Here is a 19,291-nt window from a genome sequence, read left to right as displayed (position 1 = left end):
TCAACCCACCGCCAGCTTCCCACTCTCTTTCCAAATATAAGCTGGCATAGGCTCCTGTAACTTCCATTCTATATTCATGGGCTTCGCTCCTTTTGTTTTCACAAAATCTGCCAAGCCTAAGAACACGTAAGCTATGGTATTACCATATTCGTCATCATTCTGCTCACGCACAAACAAAAATACATTTTTACCAGTATCTGCTTGCTGAATGTAAGATATACCAGAGGTATTCTCAGGGGATGCTCTATTTTGTGATTGCCAGTGAAATAGAGACTCACTAATTGCATAATCATCATACAATGTAGTTGGGGAATATTCCTTCTGAGATTTCTTTAGTGTCACAAATAACGCCTCTGAATTTAGCTCCTTATTTAAAGCCACTCCTTCCCTATTCGACGATGCCTTTTCAAATTTATGCAGTTGCATAGCCACAAGTATTTGATCCCTGTTATAGCGACCATGTACATTCAAAGGAAAAGCAAAACTCAAATCAACATCCTTTTCAACAAAACTTACCTTGTTAATTAAAAATCCCAATACTTCAGACAGCTCAGCAATCATATTGGGATTCCCAGCCAATGCATTTATACTACCCTCCAGGCTATTAAATCCAAGAGTTGGTCCAGCAGCTTGCCAAACATCATAATGAAACATCAATAACATCTGCTGTTCAACCTCAGATGGCTTATTTAACCGGAAGCCTTGCTCAATTAAATTCAACAGGAACTTAAAATAACTAATAGAATTGCCTTGCATTATTTTCTTTATTCCCCGTGTCAATTCCTTTTCCTGTGGTTCATTAAACTGCGGAACTACACCGGCATCTGCACACAGCCTTTTCCAACTTCCTTTTTTATAAACCAACTGGATTTCAATATGATAGAACGCCATAAAGTTTTCTAGGGTCAATTCCGAAGTACTATTATGTGTAAAATTCCTAATCTTAGTAAGCAGTTGATTTCTATTGAAGCGAGTGGCCTCTTGAATGTTCTTTAAGATGACATCTTTTGCTTTTTTCTCCAATACAATTGAACAGCCCAGTGGCAAATGAGGAAAGTCATCTTCAATTTCTTTAATCATTGAGGTATGCGTCTTTCCTACAAGTGCTCTAAACTTATGTTCAAAATCATACTCAGGTCTTGCATTACCAACAAAATCCAACACTGTCAAACAGTCCTTTCCACTGGCTAACCGCAATCCCCTACCCAATTGCTGTAAGAAAATAGTTAAACTCTCCGTAGGCCTTAAAAACAGTACAGTGTCAATCTCCGGCACATCAATACCTTCATTAAAAATATCTACAACAAAAAGATAGTTAATTTCTTTACTCCGTAAACGACTTCTAGCGCCATCTCTATTCTGTTTAGCATTGTCACTTGTCAGATAATCTGCTTGCAGGCCGGCAAAGATGAATTTTTCTGCCATGTATTGCGCATGCTCAGTACTGACGCAAAAGCCGATTGCCCGAACCTCATGTACATCGGTCAGATACTTTTCACAATTGCTCAATATTTCTGCAACCCTTCGATCATCCTTTGTGTAGACGCGTGTCAGCTCCTTACTTTCATATCTACCGTTTTTCCAGCTAACATCTTTCAAATCGATGGAATCCGAAACGGCAAAATACTGGAACGGGGTTAATAATTTCCGATTCAACGCTTCTGGTAACCTAATCTCCGCAGCAATAACACCACAAAAATCTTTCAATATATCCTCACCATCTAAGCGCTCTGGCGTAGCAGTAAGTCCTAGAAGTAAACTTGGATTAAATTTATTCAGTACAGGCCGGTAACTACTGGCAGCAATATGATGTACCTCGTCAATAATGATGTAGTCATAAAAATCTGCAGATAAATTTAAGAGGTGCATTCTACTGTTTAGAGTCTGCACAGAAGCAAACAAGTATTCATACTCTACGGATTCAAGGCCATCAACCCACAAATCCCCGAAGTTAGCGTCTTTAAGAACGTGTCGGAATGTCTCTTGGGCCTGTGTAAGTATCTCCTTTTTATGAGCAACAAAAAGGAGTCGTGCCCGAGGATTTCCATCTTTAAACCGCTTGTAGTCAAACGCAGATATCACTGTCTTTCCCGTTCCCGTTGCTGCGACGACAAGGTTTCTAGCTCTCAGATGAATCTGTCGTTCTGAATCCAACTTCTGTAAGATCTCCTCTTGATATGGGAACGGCTTTAAATCAAAGAAAGTAGTGATGTTACTTCTATCTGAAGAACTTTGCTGCTTAATGGCTTTGGTCAGTTTCTCTTTATCAGTGCCAAGGTTGTAATATTCGAACTCTTTATCTTCCCAGTAAGTTTCAAACGTCTTTTTGAATTTCTCTATAATGTGCCCGATTTCTTTGGAAGTAACCTTTAAATTCCACTCTAAGCCATTGGTAAGTGCCGATCTGGATATGTTTGAAGAACCAATGTATCCGGTATCAAACTTCGTTTTTCTTAAAAACAAATATGCCTTTGCGTGCAACCGTTCATGATCAGTGTTATAAGAAACCTTGATTTCGGTATTTTTCAGACCAGCTAGAAATTCAATAGCTTTCGGATCAGTAGCGCCCATATAGGTCGTCGTGATAATCTTCAATTTCCGACCGCTATTGGTAAATTCCTCTAATTCAGACTTGAATATTCTGATACCGGAATATTTAATGAAAGACACCAACCAACAAATTTCATCGGAAGAAAGAATCTCTTTTTTTATCTCACTTTCTAAAGATATCCCTACGTTACTCCCCGTAAACAATTCACTCTGGCTCAGCCTGGTATACGGCATAATCTCTTGTATCCGCTTTCCAAGATCCGGATATGGGGAATCTAATTTTGTAATTACAGCCTCAAGTATTTTCCCTTCGTTATGAATTAAATTCTCTGTTAAGTTGAGATCAGGAAGTTCGGCAATTAGTAATTGAATTAGCTTGTTTGATAGTTCAACCTTATTTTGAATGCTGTTTTCTTCGTCCTTAACAAACTTCAGAGCGTATTTTATTGTCTCTGATAAATACTGGCTTAAATAACGAGAAGCTTCTGCTTTATCTAACGCCACTGTTTTTATATAGAAAGCATCGTTATCTAGAGCATCTAGCTTATTGGCAATAATCTTGGTAATCAGCTGCTCGTATATTCCCTGTTCAAATGACATTTATAGAGGTTAAGTGTTTCAAATCTAACAATTACTTTGAGTTTTTTTTCGTTCTAGCAATAGCTCTAATATTTCCTCTTCAGAATGCCATTGTTCCCCCTCAAATAAATACCAGTCGTATCAAAGAAATAGTTAACAGGTTCAGCAATAAATGCCGGGCACTGCGCGTGCCAAGTTTCCGTCTGGTGTTTAGCCAATTTTAAAAACAACGCCTGAAGTTCAATTAATTTGATAGTTTCAGCGATAAACTCTACGATATTATAGTACCAGTTTGACATGTATCAGCATTTATGAATATTGCTAAAATATATACTTTTGTATTGAGGTAAAAAACGGTAAGGTTACTTTTTGTTATTTTCACTTCACACAAGATTATCTCATCTCGGATTTGACCAAATTCTACAGCTGAGATCTACAGACCCATAATGCTCATTCAAAGATACGTAATCATGAATTACGATTTCTAGCACAATTAGTTTGAATTCATATAAGCTAATAGCCAAGATCTGCCTTAAAAAACCCGATAAATAATACCTTATTTAATAGTGAATTATTTTATTCTAAGATTTAGTATTGTGTAAAAAATTGTATTGTTAATGATTTTTTTGAAACTTGACGCCATTATTGAGTATTCTTGATGTAATTTAGTTGTCGAATAAATAAATAGGAAATTAGGAGTGATAAAGGAAAAAAAAAGTGTCTCAAATAAAAGAAATTACCTTGTATCCAATGTTTTACAATGTAAGGACATAACAAATATATGGTTAAAAGAAATAGATCTAGTTCAAGCTATAAATCTGGGGCTGCCTGAAATTGATGATCGATATAATATATGGAGAGTGCCACTTATAAGTGGATTATCGAAAGAAAAAATAGGTGAAGTTGTTATCGATGCCTTTACAACCGAAATTTTATCTGACAAAACTACCAAACCTTCAATGCTTGAAGCTAGATTATTAGGTAAGAAGGAAATTAATACTCGAAAAGGGAAAGAAAAGAAAAAACAATATATCTTATCGAAAGTTCGCAACACAATTGGTTTAGGAGATAGCTCTAATTTAATAGATGAGATGCCGACTGAAAGCGTCGATTTAATTTTCACTTCACCACCTTATTTTAATGCTAGACCAGAATATAGCGATTATGAAGTCTATGAAGATTATTTAAAAGAGATGCGTAAAATAATTCGTAAGTCTCATAGAGTTTTGAACGATGGAAAGTTTTTTGTGATGAATTGCTCACATGTCCTAATTAGAAGAGCTAACCGTAACGAATCGTCTCGTAGAATTGCTGTTCCCTTTGATCTACATAGAATTTTTATTGAAGAAGGCTTTGAATTTATTGACGATATTATTTGGGTAAAACCTGAAGGAGCAGGATGGGCAACTGGAAGGGGAAGAAGGTTTGCAAAAGATAGAAATGCGATGCAATATAAAGCAGTTCCGGTTACCGAATATGTTTTGGTGTTTAGAAAGAAATCAGATTTATTAATTGATTGGTTCATAAAAAATCACCCTGATAAAAATATAGTTCAGGACTCGAGAATTGGAGACGATTATGAAAAGACAAATATTTGGAAAATAAATCCAAATACTCATTCTAAACATCCTGCCCCCTTCCCTGTAGAACTAGCAGAAAAGGTCATAAAATATTATTCATTTAAAGGAGATGTTGTTATGGATCCATTTGCTGGGTCAGGAACTGTTGCAGTAGCATGTAGCAAATTAGATAGAAGGTTCGTGTTATTTGAAATTAACCCGAATTACTTGCAGATAATTCAGGATGAAATTACAAAGGCAAATAGTTCAATTGCTGAGGAAATTCTTTGGGTTAATACTCATGCACCGGTACCCACAAAGAAAAAAAAGTTGTAAAACATAAATAACATGACAAAAGCTCTTAAATCAACTTCTGAAACAAGTACAAATGTATTTTCATTTTTCCCTGAAGAGGGAAAAGTTTTATTAACGGGTGGTGGTAAGGAATTTATTGAACGAATCGGAGTTGATTCGGTGAGGAATGCCGTATATAGCGTAATGATAGGTGAAAACCTAAGATCACAAACGGAACCTCTTTCTCGACGTAGAATATCACAAGTTAGTGGAGCATTAATCGCAATGGTTACTAAAGGTTATTTAAAAATTGACAATTTACAATCGCAGCTTTCTCAGTCAGCGGTTGATTTCCTCAAAATATCTAGAAAAAATGATAATTCTGCTGTTTGGCTTGCACAATGGATAATTGGATTAACAGGTAAATCTGTGCAAAATGTTTTGAGGAGTGATAGCGCCGCATTACAAGATTATGTTAAAGACTTTGAATTGGCAATTAGAGAATCTGCGGATCATTGTGCTAAACAAATTGGTGATTATTCCATTACTTTAGGTTACAATGATACAGATAAAAGAGAAGAAATAAGACTTGACTGGGAAGGGATGATCAGATTGACAACAATGATCGGTGCCCAAACGCTCACTATAAGAGGATCAGATAAATCAATGTACGGAAAGTTATTTGAAAAACTTGTATTAGGATCAATCTTAACAATACTTGGTTTTAAAAGAGTGGACCCTAAAATAAACACTGAGACCGAAGGAGTATTTTGGCTTTCTGATAGTAGTGCAAATAGGGAGAGCGATGCAACATTGTTAATTTCTGCTGGTAAAGTAGCGAGATTTGATATTGGTTTTATAGGTCCCGGTAATTCTGAAATTTCAAAAGATAAACTTTCAAGATTTGATAAGGAAATAGAAACAAGTGCTGGGAAAGGATCTTCTGTCACTTTTATAATCATCGATAGATTACCAAACACAGGAAAGACAAAAGCTGCAGCTGAAAAAATAGGTGCAGAGATTATTCAAATGAGTATGCAATATTGGCCTCGTGAATTAGGGATAAAATTAAGAGAAAGATTTGGTTTCAAGCATTCCATTCAATCTATGAAAGATAATGAACTCAATGAATTTCTAGAAAAAAGTTTAAATCAGATAAAAATTCAAGAATTTTTATCTGATATCTCTTTAGAAGAAATTGGAGTAATAGAAGAAAATCAATTAACTCTCAATGATCAATTAAATATAGAAGATAAAGGTTGATTGGAATCAATTAAAGACGGGAAGAAATGTCTATCAAATAAATTGCCCTATAAAAGCATATTTCTAATCTTATTAACAGCTCCAAATGCGACAAGCTCCCTTCTATAGCACATCATTTTGATCCGCATTTTGATTTGCAGGTGCTGGGCTTAAAGACTGTGCTCAGCAATGCGCACAACAAGAACACAGAAAAGCTGCTGCAGGATTACCTGACGTTTATTCCTGATTTGGGGGATTTTGGTAATTTGGATGTTTCTGTGCTAAAGGCTAAGTTCAAAGATAATATACAGCCTTTGATTACGATAGCAAGTAATAATGGGTTTGAGTTTCTATAACACGCCTCTGTCCGACCCTTGCAGTCCTTCTGGACCTTTGCCGTCATCTCGACGAAGGAGAGATCTCTTGTTATTGGTCCAAAACTCAATTTTCATATCAAGCGCTAACTTAACCGGATAATCACCGACTAATTGAATACTTGTTGTTTATACTTGCAGCATAATTTGAAAATGCAAGCTATGTCTGATTTATTACCTATTACTAACGAAACTATACAGAGTCAAATTTTTACAATACGGGGCAAGCAGGTAATGGTTGATCGAGACTTAGCGAAGCTGTATACAACTACAACCAAAGCGCTTAACCAAGCTGTTAAACGTAATGTGAGCAGATTTCCAGAGAAATTCTGTTTCCAGCTAGATGAAGTTGAAAAAAATGGACTGGTAACAAACTGTGACCGGTTTAAGACATTAAAACATTCTAGCTACCAGATCAATGCATTTTCGGAACAGGGTATTGCCATGCTTAGTTCAGTTTTAAGAAGCGAGATTGCTGTTAAAATAAGTATTCAGATCATGGATGCTTTTGTAGAGATGCGGAAATTCTTAAAGGATAATGCTGAAGTATTTATAAGACTAGAAAACGTGGAGCGAAAGCAACTCAGGGCGGACGAAAAGTTTGATAAGATCTTTGATGCTTTGCAAAGCAACGATCTAAAGCCTAAACAAGGGATATTTTATGACGGGCAGGTATTTGATGCTTATACTTTCGTAGCTGATCTAATCCGCGAGGCTAAGCATTCCATTGTATTGATTGATAATTATGTCGATGATACTGTACTAAAGATGTTTGCCAAACGCAATAAAAATGTAGCTCTGTCGATTTATACAAAAAAAGACTGCATACTGAGCTTAGATTTGGCTAAATATCAGACGCAATATGGTGTTATAACAGTTAAAGAGTTCAAGCATGCACATGATCGGTTTCTGATTTTGGATAGTACTACGGTGTATCATATTGGTGCTTCCTTAAAAGATCTTGGGAAAAAATGGTTTGCCTTTTCAAAAATGGAGATAGGAGCTTTAGATATATTAAACAAACTTTGAAGACCTTACCTCTCTCAAAACAGTGGCATCTTAAAGTCCTTTTGCTATTGGCACCTGAGTCTATATCTTCAAAAGCGCATCCTAATGTCCCTGATATTCCAAACAAGCTGATCAAACCGCCACAAAGAAATGGTTTATCTAAGCAGCGCAAGGATTTCTGGGACCTGGTGATCCATCACAATGGCCCGGTCAATTGCATTTATACACAAAAGAAATTGACCATTGGCGACTATGCTGTTGAGCACTTTGTACCTTACGCATTTGTATCACACGATCTGTTGTGGAACCTCATCCCTGCCGATCAAAGTTTCAACAGCTCCAAATGCGACAAGCTCCCTTCTATGGCACAGCACTTCGATCCGTATTTTGATCTGCAGATGCTGGGGTTAAAGACAGTTCTCGGCAATGCGCACAATAAGAACACAGAAAAGCTGCTGCAGGATTATTTGACGTTTATTCCGGATTTGGTTGATTTTGGTAGTTTAGATATTTCAGTGCTAAAGGCTAAGTTTAAAGACAACATCCAGCCATTGATTACTATTGCCAGTAATAACGGGTTTGAGTATCTTTAGCCACCTCCGTACGGCTTTTGCCGTCATCTCGATACTGACCACGAAGTAGCTGCGAAGCAAAACAAGTTCAGCACAGGCTGTGGGAGAGATCTCAGTTTTTTAAAATCGTCATCCAGGTGCACCCCAGAATTGTTTGACGGTTTTGTCACTTAGAGTGCTTTCATATATTATCCTGGAATTTTAGAGCGGGAAAGCTTGACAAGAAGTGTAGAGAAGAATTAAATGCTTACCTGGAATTGTTAAAGCCTATGAGGTACATCACCTCAAGGGAAATAGGCAATGTCCAAAATCATACTATATGGAGTGTTGTTATAGTATAAAAAGAGAAAAGGCAATGCTATCGCTAGCAAAGCCTCCGATACAAATGTAAGAATATTCAAAATAAAATAAAACTTCGCTCACCTTTTTTATTTTCTATGAGATCATTAGTAACACACTTAGAGTAAGCAACAATACTGCAACACATCGCTTGCTTCGCTACTTTGACGGAGAGGTGCCCTATCGCTTCCTGAGCCCATGGTTCCCTGCTGCTAAGGGCATCCCTTGATCACTATTGTCAGTAATATTGATGGGCAATTGAGAGAGCCATGCAATAAGATGTCTTCTCCGCATTATTGTTTTATGTCATTTATGCTGTCGACAAAGTTGTCTAAATTTCGGAGATATCGAAAATTACCGCCTTTTTAAAGATGTTATATCCACGATATCCAATTTCCTTAAATTGGAATTCATATTTCTTATCACGTATGTAAAACTCGTTACTTGTATTTACGTTAACGAATAAGCTCTTTATTAATTTATAATCAGAAGCCTCGCGAACCTCAACAACTGCTGTTTTCTCTCTCTTATTTAAATCTGCAAGCACTATTTTATAATTTTCAAATTTCACGTAATAACCCACTTTGAACCAAAAATCATCAGACGGTTGTGTCAAATATTTTGAATCGGAGGCTAATTCAAAAATTGCTTTTGAGTCTGTAGTAACTTTGATATTTTTTTGAGTCTTTTGCGGATAGCAGTAATAATTTATCGATTGCTTTGCAATTTCATAATCTATCCATATATACCCATCATCACCCCAATCTTTTCCCCAAGAATTTAAAACTTTAATAGCATTGAGCTTATCCGAGTATCCTACACACACCATAGCATGGGTTTGATCTTTATCGCCGTAGTTCTTCCAAATTTTAGGTTTCCCTGTGCGGGGACTACGACCTAAATCACCTACTTGATCATCAAGTCTTATACTGATAATCAAAGGCTGACCATCAGTTAACTTCTTTTGGGCAGAGAAAAGATCCGTCACTACAAAAACATCATAACCAGGCAAGGCATTCTTCTTAGCACTTTGTAAAACTGAAGAATTCATATCATTGCTTCGGTTACAATCGGTGCTCCTGTACGAAAATCTATCAAATGTAACTGCTCCTTCCTGAAGGATCTTATTAAGAGTGAGCTTCGCAAGCGCACCTGAGTTGCAAGGTTCGTCGCGTCTGTTACGGTATTTTTCATAAATAAATGCAGGGCTATAAAGCGTTGAGCTATCCAAAGAACCGTCAGCCTTATAGTAACCCTTATTTTTTTCAAAATCCATCCAACTTCTCATTGCATAAGCTGCTGCCCATGCCCAGCAAGAACCTTGCTTACCCTGATCACTAGCAGGTGGCATTTTATTACTTAAATCGACCAAAGTATCAATTTTAAAGTCCTTCTTCTTAAATTTTGTAGAAATAACTGATTTTTCAAGTGAATCAGTAAACTCTAATTCACCGGTATTGTATGAATTATTTTGAGCTTTTAAAGAAGAAAAGAGAAAAGAAAAAAAGATAAGAGCAATTAAATATTTAAACATTATTTTAGATTTAAATTCGCTATATCTAAATTAAATATTTTAAAATCAAAAAAACGTAATCATGAAAAAAAATTTTACTTTTATTTTGCTAATTATTTGTTTAAACGCAAACGCTCAAGTTGTCGAGGTTTTCACTGGGTACTTAGAAAAATCAGACAGTACTTCCCAAAAAACTAAGTCAATAGAGTTATTTGGAAAAGGTCTTATCGATTATGGCTTCCAAGGTCAACTTCAAACTACAGCTCAAGCTGTCAAAGTAAATATCGGAGAGCCAGATGCTTTTTATCTACCTTTGTATTTATTAGTTGGTGCAACTAGCGGGGATTTTGGCACCAATGAATTAAACAAAAACACTGTATTAAGTTTGATCAATCCTACCGGTGGAGTTCTAAATCTTTCAAGTAATTTATACTTAAAGATTTTGTCTTCAAAAAGCGATATTACTTCTTTAAAATTTACAACACTCTTTGGTGGCAAACTGGTTTCTGGCAGGGACGTTACTAATGCAAGCGCCTTATTAAAGCCAGCTGGATTCGTTGATGCAGGACTTTATTTTCAAACAGGAGCATGGGAAGAAGATGCCGGTTATCAGGATGGTGGAGTATTTTGGCTACAAGCTCGTTATGGTATTATTGGAATGTCAAAATCTGATTTAACCTCTTATTTTGGAAATACAGCATCGGTTCCTCATGGCCCTAAAATCGAATTAGGAATTCTTGTCAAAAACCGAGTAAATATCAAACTCTCTTATTATAAAGCTGTTGGTACCACAAATATCCCAACCCTTGACAAGGACCAATTCAGATTAGCATTAGATTATAGTGTCTTCAAATAGGTGAATTATTAAAATATCTAATCAATAAGTATCGTATTTATTAGATTTTCCTTTTAAAATGATATTATTTCGATCTAAAAATGCCCATTCCCCCGAATGGGCATTTTTAGCAAAGCCTCAGATATAGATATGAAAATATTCCAAATAAAATAAAATTTCAACCACCTTGTTTATTCCCCTATAGGATCACTAGTAAACAAGCTTAAAACAAATAATCATTAATTACCATTGCCAGTGATAAAAGCCTGTTGGTGGCGAAGGCAATACATTGGATTTTGATTTCCATAAGTCTAGATTCTTTCGGACCACTGTAGCCCACCTGGCAGTTCATGACAACAAAATTCTATGTGTATTACTCTTCTTTTGTTGTTATTTGTTGTTCTGTTCGAACTATGCAGCAATAAGGGTTTCATAATCATAACCCCTCCTCTTGGTACAGCACAGGTAAATTCAGTTTCCTTATCCCAGTCAATTGCTTCAGGACGGTAAATCTGCTTAAGGTGTGAACCTGGTACAACTTTCAACGCTCCATTATTCGCATCGGTATCATCAAGATGGATTCTGACGGTAAAACTCTTTTCCAGAATGTGTAACGGAGGCTGCACGGCAAACTGACCTTGTTTTACTGTCCATTTGGTAAACCCATCCAGTTCCATTTTCTTGTTAACAGAGATCGTCAGGTCCTGATGGTAGGAAACAAACCAGTTGGATTGCTCTGGCTTATCAAAATAAATCGATTTGACGACAAAATGGTCTTCTGTGAACAATCCGGCCAGCAGGTTCTTAAAGGTGTCGTTAAAAATCAGCGGATAAATATCTGGCACTTCTTTTAAAAACTGTCTGATCGCAAATAGGTCGGTGGATCTTCTAAAGGTATCGCTGGAACTATTAGCATTTTCTATCTTTTCGCAAAACTGCAAAATCTGTTCCTCAGAAAATACATCGTCAATAACGGTAAATCCGTTTTTGGCGATCTGATTTTGATAGATGTTCATTCACAACAAAGATGGCGATTTATTTCAAATGCCATTAATCCCCATTATCAGTAATATTGGGTTTGAGTTTCCGAAAAGTTCAATATGAAACAGAAAGCACTCAAGTAAAATCTAATTGATTGACTATCAAGCAAAGCTTTTACTAAAGTATAAAAGATTAAGGACTTATTTTGATGGTGTGGCCAATAAGTCCTTGGCTGGAACGTGTTTGATATTCCCGTCTTTATCAGCAAGAACTAATTTTTCGTCATTGGCGGCACTACTTATAATGAGTTTATCAACCGCTTTATGTATACCAGCCATGATTTTACCTCTTAATTCGATGTTCTCCGGTTTCAAGTTCATATTATCTGAGCCTTTATCATATTCCAAATATCGTAATTATATATTAATTCTGATTGATCAGCTTCACCATCGGCTATTATCTCTGATCTTCCAGCTGAATTATTTACAACCAACCAATAATCGCATATCGGTTTATATAGTTTGAACAAATTGGTTAATCCGCCATAATACCTCCTCCTAATCACATCATGCGGTATATCATGTCCGCCTTTACTGACTCTGGTAGCAACCCGTGCTATAGCTTCTTCTGGAGAGGTTAACCAAAAGTAAACCAGGGTAATTTTATAACCTAAAGCCCTGGCCTTTTTAATCAGAGAAACATAGCTCTTAGTGGACAGCGTAGTTTCAAATGCAAAATCAGCACCTTCCTGCATTAATTCGTCAATGCGGTTTAACATGATCCTCCCAGCGCCAAGCGCGACACTTGCCGGATTAAAAGGTGATATACCAGCAGCTATGTTATCTGCGTTCACAAATTCCTGGCAATTTAGCATTTCAGGCAGCACAGTATAACTGGCAGTAGTTTTTCCGGCTCCGTTACATCCTGAAATAATATACAAATTGGGCGTCTGAGGTAATGTTTTCATTCCATGCGAATATAGTGAATGTAGAGAACTTACACACGATCTGTTGCGACAAGCTCCCTCCTATGGCCCGTTATTTTGATGCTTACTTTGACTTGCAGATGCTGGGCTCAATATCATATTGAAAGCGCACATTAATGAGTCGACCCGTAAGTTATTGCAAGAGTACCTTACTTTTATACCAGAGCTTAAGGAGTTCAATAACATCAGCAGAAAAACGCTTAGGACAAGGTTTAAGGATAATATAGAGGCCTTGATTACTATAGCAAGTAATAATGGGTTTGAGTTTATGACAAATGTATAAGATCAATCAGATGTTTACTCATAAAACCGGTTTCTGCAAATAATTCAGCATTTTTAGATTTCTTAATTCTAATTGGTAGTTCTTCAGTGTAATATTTTAAAAGGTCATCAATATTGTTTACGTAACAGTAAGAAGCCTTAGCAACAGTCGCTGGAAGATTTAGTGAACAAACGTATCCAACGTTTTTAGACATATCCAACCAAGTCATTTTAATCATGCACTTGTCTACTAAGTAATTGATGTTTTCAAGCGACCCTTCCCGTGTTCCGAAAAATTTACCTTTCTGAAAATTTATCGCTTTCGGCGTGCCTTCGCTTCTGTACTCAATTAACGTCATATCATAGTAAGACTTAAATGTTCCAGTAATTATGGCAGCTATAAATGCTCCGTCTGAACATTTAAGTGAGAGACAATCACCAGTTTTATATTTGGATTTTCGTTGCATTTATTACTTTATTCTCCGTGAGTATTAATTCAAATAGTATTCGCTAGGTTACACAAATGTTTACAAAAACGGTTTGATTATCATCATAAAAGCTAATAGAATAGTAACGGGTACTATATATTCCATTGACGTGAATTTAGAGATTTTCTTAAGTTAACTGATTATCGATTGTAATAGCCGGTTAAATCAATTTGTATTCAATGGTAGTTTGATGGGTATGCTTACCTTAACTCTGATTTTTTTTCCAGCTTGAACACCTGGCTCCCATTTAGGCATAGACTTTACTACCCTCAAGGCCTCCCGATCTAGCGACTCACTTATACCCTCTTGGATAACTGCACTAGCAACTTTACCTTTTTGATCTATCAGCGCCTCTACAATGATCTTCCCTGAGGTTGCTTCATCTCCCACTGGGAAATGAAAATTTTTAGAAAAGAATTTATTCATTGCATCTGTTCCGCCATTATATTTAGGGAACTTTTCTAGGCTTACATAGTCATATGGTCCGTCACTGCCACCGACAACCTCAAATTGCTGAAGTTTTTTCTGGGATGATTTGGCGTTGCGCGTAACTGTGTCTATATTCTGAGAGAATGCTATAGTTGATAGACATATATAAAGATTGAAAAGTGAAATTGTGTATCTGAGATTGATCATGATCAAATCTAATAATTGCTGGTGACAATTTATTAACTATTGGAATTGTTGCTATCCCATCTCACTTATTTACTTTTAGAGGAAGCCACTCCTGCTTCCTTGTTTTTAGATAATATTTGAGGTGCCCACAATGTAATGCGTCCTATATTGATTTCGAAAGATATAAGTATATGCGACCAAATGAATATTACGGTAACACTTACATTAATGAAAATCGGTAAAGTTAGAGGCTTAGTTTTCTAAACTGCCAATTGAACGGACAAAATGGATTGCTTACCTCTCTCAAAACAGCGGCATCTTAAAGTCCTTTTGCTATTGGCACCTGAGTCTATATCTTCAAAAGCACAATCCTAATGTCCCTGATATTCCACACAAGCTGATTAAACCGCCACAAAGAAATGGTTTATCTAAGCAGCGCAAGGATTTCTGGGACCTGGTGATCCATCACAATGGCGGGGTCAATTGCATTTATACACAAAAGAAATTGACCATTGGCGACTATGCTGTTGAGCACTTTGTACCTTACGCATTTGTATCCCACGATCTGTTGTGGAACCTCATCCCTGCCGATCAAAGTTTCAACAGCTCCAAATGCGACAAGCTTCCTTCTATGGTAGATCATTTTGATCCGTATTTTAATTTACAGCTGCTTGGGTTACAGACTGTGCTCAGCAATGCGCACAATAAGAATACGGAAAAGCTGCTCCAGGATTACCTGACGTTTATTCCGGACTTGGCTGATTTTGGTAACTTGGATATTTATGTGTTAAAGGCTAAGTTTAAAGATAATATCCAGCCATTGATTACCATTGCCAGTAATAATGGGTTTGAGTATCTATAACACCCTTTTTCCGACCCTTTCCGTCATCTCGACGAAGGAGAGATCTCTTGGTCTACGCCCTAGAGTTACATCTTCTTTTTATCTTTATGCCTATCCTATATAGTTAGGTATTATATTTGCTATTCTATTTGTTATTCCAAGTTAATCTATATTTGTATATTTGTATATTAATTGAAATCATTAATGTTAATCAATAGATCGGACATCTCGGTATTAGAACAACTTTCCACAGTGAAGGACTTGGTTCCTATTGAAAAAATTCCTAGCTCTTTCAAATCAGATTTCAATAAGTTTTTCTTTGGCAAAACCCTCGTCAAGGATGAAAAAAACCATTTATTCGTTTATCCAGCTGATATTAAGAAATGGATTCGCGTGCTTTTTTCGACTTATAAATAATTTCTGGTTCGATGCTTTCACAACATCTTCAAAGATTTAATGAAGCATTACGAAAGTTTCAAGAGGAATTTCCAAGAAAGACTTGGTCGGAAGAATTCAAGACAAATTTGGTCAATGACTTTTCATTTTTTTCATCCCGAATCGAAGATTCTAAATTGGAATATGGTGATACATTGAAATTCTTGAATGATGAGTGGGTAAAAAAGGAAAATCTATCCAGTCTACTTCAAATCAATAATCATAAAGAAGTGTTGAAAGAGGTTGTCGACCGTTACGACAACTTCGAAATTACAGAGGATTCTATAAAAGCCATACATAGAAACTTGATGGGAAATGAGCTGTCCTGGAATGGTGACTTTAGGCCTGACTTGGTGGGCAACTATCGGAATTATCCAGTAATCGGTTATAGAGAACCATTATATTCTAATAGAGAATACGATCCTCATTACAATTTGGAGATCATTATGGCTTCTCATGTTGAATTCTTTCAACGAGCTTTTGAGAATATTGACAATTCAAGTGACAAAACGCACTTAATTACGGCATTGGCCTTTTTTCACAATAAATTTTTGAATGACATCCATCCATTTGCTGATGGTAACGGCAGGGTTTGCAGGATAATTATGGGAACGGTAATGATGAAAAATAACTGTCCGCCTGTATTTGCTCGAATATTGGATAATACGGATATGGAGCAATATATCAATACCATAATAGCCTGTGAAATGACAAATTCAAATGGTCCTTTCGCTGAATTCTTGGCAAATGGAATGTCGGAATATCTTGAACAGAAATTAATTGCATCAAAATAGTAAACACCCTTAAAGCAAGCAACAATACTTCAACACATCGCTTGCTTCGCTACTTTGACGGAGAGGTGCCTATCGCTTCCTGAGCCCATGGTTCCCAGCTGCTAAGGGCGACAAGATACAGATTTACAGTTTATCCCGGTCATTCCTAAACGATTCGCTATATGCCGTAAATGAGCATGAGGTGACCATAAATCAATCTATATCTTCAAAAGCACAATCCTAATGTCCCTGATATTCCAAACAAGCTGATCAAGCCGCCACAACGAAATGGTTTATCTAAGCACCGCAAGGATTTCTGGGACCTGGTGATCCATCACAATGGCGGGTCATAATAAGCTCCCTTCTATGGCACAGCACTTCGATCCGTATTTTGATTTGCAGGTGCTGGGGTTAAAGACTGTGCTCAGCAATGCGCTCAATAAGAATACGGAGAAGCTGCTGCAGGATTACCTGACGTTTATTCCGGATTTGGTTGATTTTCTAATAGTGTCTATTTTCCCATTCCTTTTTTACCAATCAGATAGGTTAGTACACAAACATTTCACAAGATTATTTAACATATCGAAATCAACTACAAAGAAATAAGCATGTCCACAGTTATTATTGCGCACATAAACAACATATTATAGTAAAATTTATTTCACTGATATAGCAAATAAACGTTTTTTACAGGGCAATTTCTGGTATATTTTGAAAAATATTTATCCATTTTAAAACTTTTATATATAAATACAGATTTATTTGTTTTTCTTAAATAAGTTATTTAACTTTCAAATACAAATTGAATTATTTTATTTACTATAGATTAACGCTCCCATGAATCTAGATGTTTCCTGCAATCTAATCATTCCTATAACTGGCCTACCTGCAATCGGATTAACCCTTATTATAGCATAAAACCATAACTGCCATGAATACCTTTGATATTCCAGTAAACTTAAAGGCTTATTTCAGCAAGGCCAATCACCTGAAACTATTGGCAACTTTACATATTCGGGATACTGAGGACATTTCGACTCCGGACTGGGGAATATTTTTCAGTGTAAAAAAAGCGGTTAACGGCGATCCGGATTTTACCGGCCAGGTAAACAGCCCCGCTCCGGGGATACTTAAGTGGAAGCCTGTAAAAAGCCTATGGGTTGTACCCCTCAATAAATTCGCAAATGACAACTATGATAAACTAAGTGCGTCTTCGATAAGGATTTGGAATGAAAAAAGTAATAATGGGGATTGGAGTGGCTATAGGTTTGAAGAAGCTACTGGCACCGAAGGACTGGAAATTGCGTTAAATGCAAACACAACTGCGTATTTAAATTCTGCATTCGGGCTATGGCATAAATTACAATATAGTGGTGAAGAAGCATGGAATGTTTGGATCACGACTAATGTTTTTGAACTCAATGACAAAATTATTCGATTTGATTTACCAGATACTAAGATCATTGAACGTGATGGCCGATATCCGGCAATGGACCTTTCTTTCGGAGTACGTAATACAGACTCAGGAGTCGGCCCTTATATCAGTATAGATCTTGCCAACTCAGAAGATAATGGTGAAGATTGCCCTGTCACCTGGCTGAAAAATGAAATGAGACTGGATGATGTGTCTCATAAATTATCACAGACATTTGAAGCAGAGAATTTTACACTGAACTGCTTGAGAACAAATGGGGCCGACTACAACATAAGGTCTTTAGCAATAACGAACAACTTAGATACAATAAATTCCTATGAGCTCCTTCCCTGGATGATAAAAGAAGGTAAGAGTTTGTCAACCATATATGTAAAGGCCTTTTTTTATTTCAACGATGTTAACGTAAAAGTAATCCAGGTAAACAGAAAGAAAAATACGCAAATCTATACAAGACTCTTGGAGCCACTACTTTTTTTAACCAAGGGAACAAAGACCATTCAGGATGTGCGATCTGGCATTGAATCGACTCAGGCAGCTAATCCTATTGGCATCGTAGCTTCCAGCCTTGGTTTAACGACAACAAAAACGCCAAGAGCATACGTCGCAGAATGGAAGATAGACCAGGCAAATAGTTGCACTAGCTTGGGCAACAATGTTGATTTGGTAAAAACCATTGCCTTCGATACGACGGGTAATTTCATTGACGATAGAGACAAAACCGGAGGCGCAAAAATCGCAATAAGATCCAAACTTGAATTCCCTCTCCTTAAAACCACCAGTGGCAAACAGGTCAGCCTTAATAACGCGGGAATTCAAACTTATCTTGAACATTCGCAGATTAACGATAATGGAACGATCATAAGATGTGTCCTGTATGACTACGATTTCCCAGAGGACTTTACCATCATAGATGGGCCCTTTGAATTCACACTGGGGAAAAAAGCTGGTCATGTAATTGACCCGGCCTCCCTCACAAAAAAGAAGTTTGGGCAAATCCGTTTTACGCTGCAAAATAAAAAAAACCAAACACCCTTCTTCATCTGGCAATGGCATGCTGGGTTAAAGGCAGAAGATATTGCCTACAATTATTCAATTGAAGACTTTTCTCTGGCAGTGAAATCTGTGAAAGCCGCCGGACAGGACCTCCTGAATACTGAAAGGTCTCTGGCGGCTTCAAGTCTCGGAAGTATTGTAGAAGGTGCTGGAGAAAGAAACGAACCAGCGCTCATTATTCCGATTGCAAATACAAATAAGTTCGATAATTATTTCCTCACATTTTCGGAAAGTGTCAATCTTGGTCAGGACTACCGGCTTGATGCAAAAATTCAGGAATTTAGTCCTGATGCAGAACGGGATCACAGTTCCACTATCAAAGCGGTAATCCTCGCTACTCATCCGCAGTTTACCGGACTGCTGGATGCACGTTTTCTGCAGCAACCAGGCTATGATGATGGCACGTGGATCCTTGCCAGGCGTTCGCCGCTGTCACTGGAAAATGGTTCATGGGAAATATTGGATGACAATGCAAACACCAAGGGCTTCAAACTCATTCTGCCTTCCCAGGCGATCGGCGAAGCTTACACCAAAAACGACATGACAGCCGACGCTGAAA

At 37.0% G+C, this 19,291-nt stretch carries 17 protein-coding genes; 10 read left to right on the top strand and 7 right to left on the bottom strand.

Translation table 11 applies throughout. The features are described from left to right. Positions 1-3,150 (bottom strand): DUF3427 domain-containing protein, encoded by a 3,150-nt coding sequence (locus VK541_RS04305; RefSeq protein WP_324367276.1) that lies wholly within the window; start codon positions 3,148-3,150, stop codon positions 1-3. 677 nt (positions 3,151-3,827) lie between these two features. Here VK541_RS04305 and VK541_RS04300 point away from each other — a divergent pair. The 5 genes from VK541_RS04300 (at position 3,828) to VK541_RS04280 (ending at position 8,199) form a co-directional block, all read left to right on the top strand. Further along, complete coding sequence (locus VK541_RS04300; RefSeq protein WP_324367274.1) at positions 3,828-5,024, top strand: site-specific DNA-methyltransferase; 1,197 nt, start codon at positions 3,828-3,830, stop codon at positions 5,022-5,024. Between the two features lie 12 nt (positions 5,025-5,036). Next, entirely contained in the window at positions 5,037-6,245 is a 1,209-nt protein-coding gene (locus tag VK541_RS04295; protein WP_324367272.1) for a CfrBI family restriction endonuclease, read from the top strand. 140 nt (positions 6,246-6,385) lie between these two features. Continuing rightward, a complete protein-coding gene (locus VK541_RS04290) occupies positions 6,386-6,580 on the top strand; it encodes a hypothetical protein (RefSeq protein WP_324367270.1) in 195 nt (64 codons plus the stop codon). A gap of 180 nt (positions 6,581-6,760) precedes the next feature. Next, positions 6,761-7,627 (top strand): ORF6N domain-containing protein, encoded by an 867-nt coding sequence (locus VK541_RS04285; protein WP_324367268.1) that lies wholly within the window; start codon positions 6,761-6,763, stop codon positions 7,625-7,627. Continuing rightward, complete coding sequence (locus VK541_RS04280) at positions 7,624-8,199, top strand: HNH endonuclease domain-containing protein (RefSeq protein WP_324367266.1); 576 nt, start codon at positions 7,624-7,626, stop codon at positions 8,197-8,199. Before VK541_RS04285 ends, VK541_RS04280 begins: the two co-directional genes overlap by 4 nt. A 649-nt stretch (positions 8,200-8,848) precedes the next feature. Here the strand turns inward: VK541_RS04280 and VK541_RS04275 are convergent. Next, positions 8,849-10,051: a C1 family peptidase gene (locus VK541_RS04275; RefSeq protein WP_324367264.1), complete on the bottom strand. Its 1,203-nt coding sequence runs from the start codon at positions 10,049-10,051 to the stop codon at positions 8,849-8,851. A gap of 61 nt (positions 10,052-10,112) precedes the next feature. Here VK541_RS04275 and VK541_RS04270 point away from each other — a divergent pair, with 61 nt between their 5' ends. Further along, entirely contained in the window at positions 10,113-10,886 is a 774-nt protein-coding gene (locus VK541_RS04270; protein ID WP_324367262.1) for a hypothetical protein, read from the top strand. 290 nt (positions 10,887-11,176) lie between these two features. Here the strand turns inward: VK541_RS04270 and VK541_RS04265 are convergent, their stop codons facing one another. From VK541_RS04265 to VK541_RS04245, 5 genes are all read right to left on the bottom strand, one after another. After that, the gene (locus VK541_RS04265; RefSeq protein ID WP_324367260.1) at positions 11,177-11,881 is read right to left on the bottom strand and encodes a phytanoyl-CoA dioxygenase family protein; all 705 of its coding nucleotides are present in this window, start codon (positions 11,879-11,881) and stop codon (positions 11,177-11,179) included. A gap of 165 nt (positions 11,882-12,046) precedes the next feature. Beyond that, positions 12,047-12,226, bottom strand: coding sequence for a hypothetical protein (locus VK541_RS04260; RefSeq protein WP_324367258.1), 180 nt, complete (start codon positions 12,224-12,226; stop codon positions 12,047-12,049). Then, positions 12,223-12,813 carry a zeta toxin family protein gene (locus tag VK541_RS04255; protein WP_324367256.1) on the bottom strand — a complete coding sequence of 197 codons (591 nt, stop codon included), beginning with the start codon at positions 12,811-12,813 and terminating at the stop codon, positions 12,223-12,225. Before VK541_RS04255 ends, VK541_RS04260 begins: the two co-directional genes overlap by 4 nt. 284 nt (positions 12,814-13,097) lie before the next feature. Then, positions 13,098-13,559 carry a hypothetical protein gene (locus VK541_RS04250; protein ID WP_324367253.1) on the bottom strand — a complete coding sequence of 154 codons (462 nt, stop codon included), beginning with the start codon at positions 13,557-13,559 and terminating at the stop codon, positions 13,098-13,100. Between the two features lie 186 nt (positions 13,560-13,745). Further along, complete coding sequence (locus VK541_RS04245; protein ID WP_324367252.1) at positions 13,746-14,216, bottom strand: TonB family protein; 471 nt, start codon at positions 14,214-14,216, stop codon at positions 13,746-13,748. 436 nt (positions 14,217-14,652) lie between these two features. Between VK541_RS04245 and VK541_RS04240 the strand changes: the two genes are divergently transcribed. The 4 genes from VK541_RS04240 to VK541_RS04225 all read left to right on the top strand — a co-directional run. Further along, positions 14,653-15,057, top strand: coding sequence for an HNH endonuclease domain-containing protein (locus VK541_RS04240; RefSeq protein WP_324367249.1), 405 nt, complete (start codon positions 14,653-14,655; stop codon positions 15,055-15,057). Between the two features lie 407 nt (positions 15,058-15,464). Next, positions 15,465-16,265: a Fic family protein gene (locus VK541_RS04235; protein WP_324367247.1), complete on the top strand. Its 801-nt coding sequence runs from the start codon at positions 15,465-15,467 to the stop codon at positions 16,263-16,265. Between the two features lie 345 nt (positions 16,266-16,610). Then, positions 16,611-16,850 (top strand): hypothetical protein, encoded by a 240-nt coding sequence (locus VK541_RS04230; RefSeq protein ID WP_324367245.1) that lies wholly within the window; start codon positions 16,611-16,613, stop codon positions 16,848-16,850. Positions 16,851-17,175: 325 nt separating this feature from the next. After that, on the top strand, positions 17,176-19,291 hold a 2,116-nt coding region (locus tag VK541_RS04225), incomplete at its 3' end, for a hypothetical protein (protein ID WP_324367243.1).

The organism is Pedobacter sp. (genome assembly GCF_035317785.1).
Classification (GTDB): domain Bacteria; phylum Bacteroidota; class Bacteroidia; order Sphingobacteriales; family Sphingobacteriaceae; genus Pedobacter.
The sequence above is the reverse complement of the archived record's forward strand: the minus strand, read 5'-3'. Positions and strand labels throughout refer to the sequence as shown.

Coding starts and splice junctions, on each gene's coding strand:
- VK541_RS04295 (WP_324367272.1), top strand. CDS start 5,037: ATGACAAAAGCTCTTAAATCAACTTCTGAAACAAGTACAAATGTATTT.
- VK541_RS04285 (WP_324367268.1), top strand. CDS start 6,761: ATGTCTGATTTATTACCTATTACTAACGAAACTATACAGAGTCAAATT.
- VK541_RS04230 (WP_324367245.1), top strand. CDS start 16,611: ATGGCACAGCACTTCGATCCGTATTTTGATTTGCAGGTGCTGGGGTTA.
- VK541_RS04260 (WP_324367258.1), bottom strand. CDS start 12,226: ATGAACTTGAAACCGGAGAACATCGAATTAAGAGGTAAAATCATGGCT.
- VK541_RS04235 (WP_324367247.1), top strand. CDS start 15,465: ATGCTTTCACAACATCTTCAAAGATTTAATGAAGCATTACGAAAGTTT.
- VK541_RS04245 (WP_324367252.1), bottom strand. CDS start 14,216: ATGATCAATCTCAGATACACAATTTCACTTTTCAATCTTTATATATGT.
- VK541_RS04275 (WP_324367264.1), bottom strand. CDS start 10,051: ATGTTTAAATATTTAATTGCTCTTATCTTTTTTTCTTTTCTCTTTTCT.
- VK541_RS04255 (WP_324367256.1), bottom strand. CDS start 12,813: ATGAAAACATTACCTCAGACGCCCAATTTGTATATTATTTCAGGATGT.
- VK541_RS04270 (WP_324367262.1), top strand. CDS start 10,113: ATGAAAAAAAATTTTACTTTTATTTTGCTAATTATTTGTTTAAACGCA.
- VK541_RS04265 (WP_324367260.1), bottom strand. CDS start 11,881: ATGAACATCTATCAAAATCAGATCGCCAAAAACGGATTTACCGTTATT.
- VK541_RS04250 (WP_324367253.1), bottom strand. CDS start 13,559: ATGCAACGAAAATCCAAATATAAAACTGGTGATTGTCTCTCACTTAAA.
- VK541_RS04305 (WP_324367276.1), bottom strand. CDS start 3,150: ATGTCATTTGAACAGGGAATATACGAGCAGCTGATTACCAAGATTATT.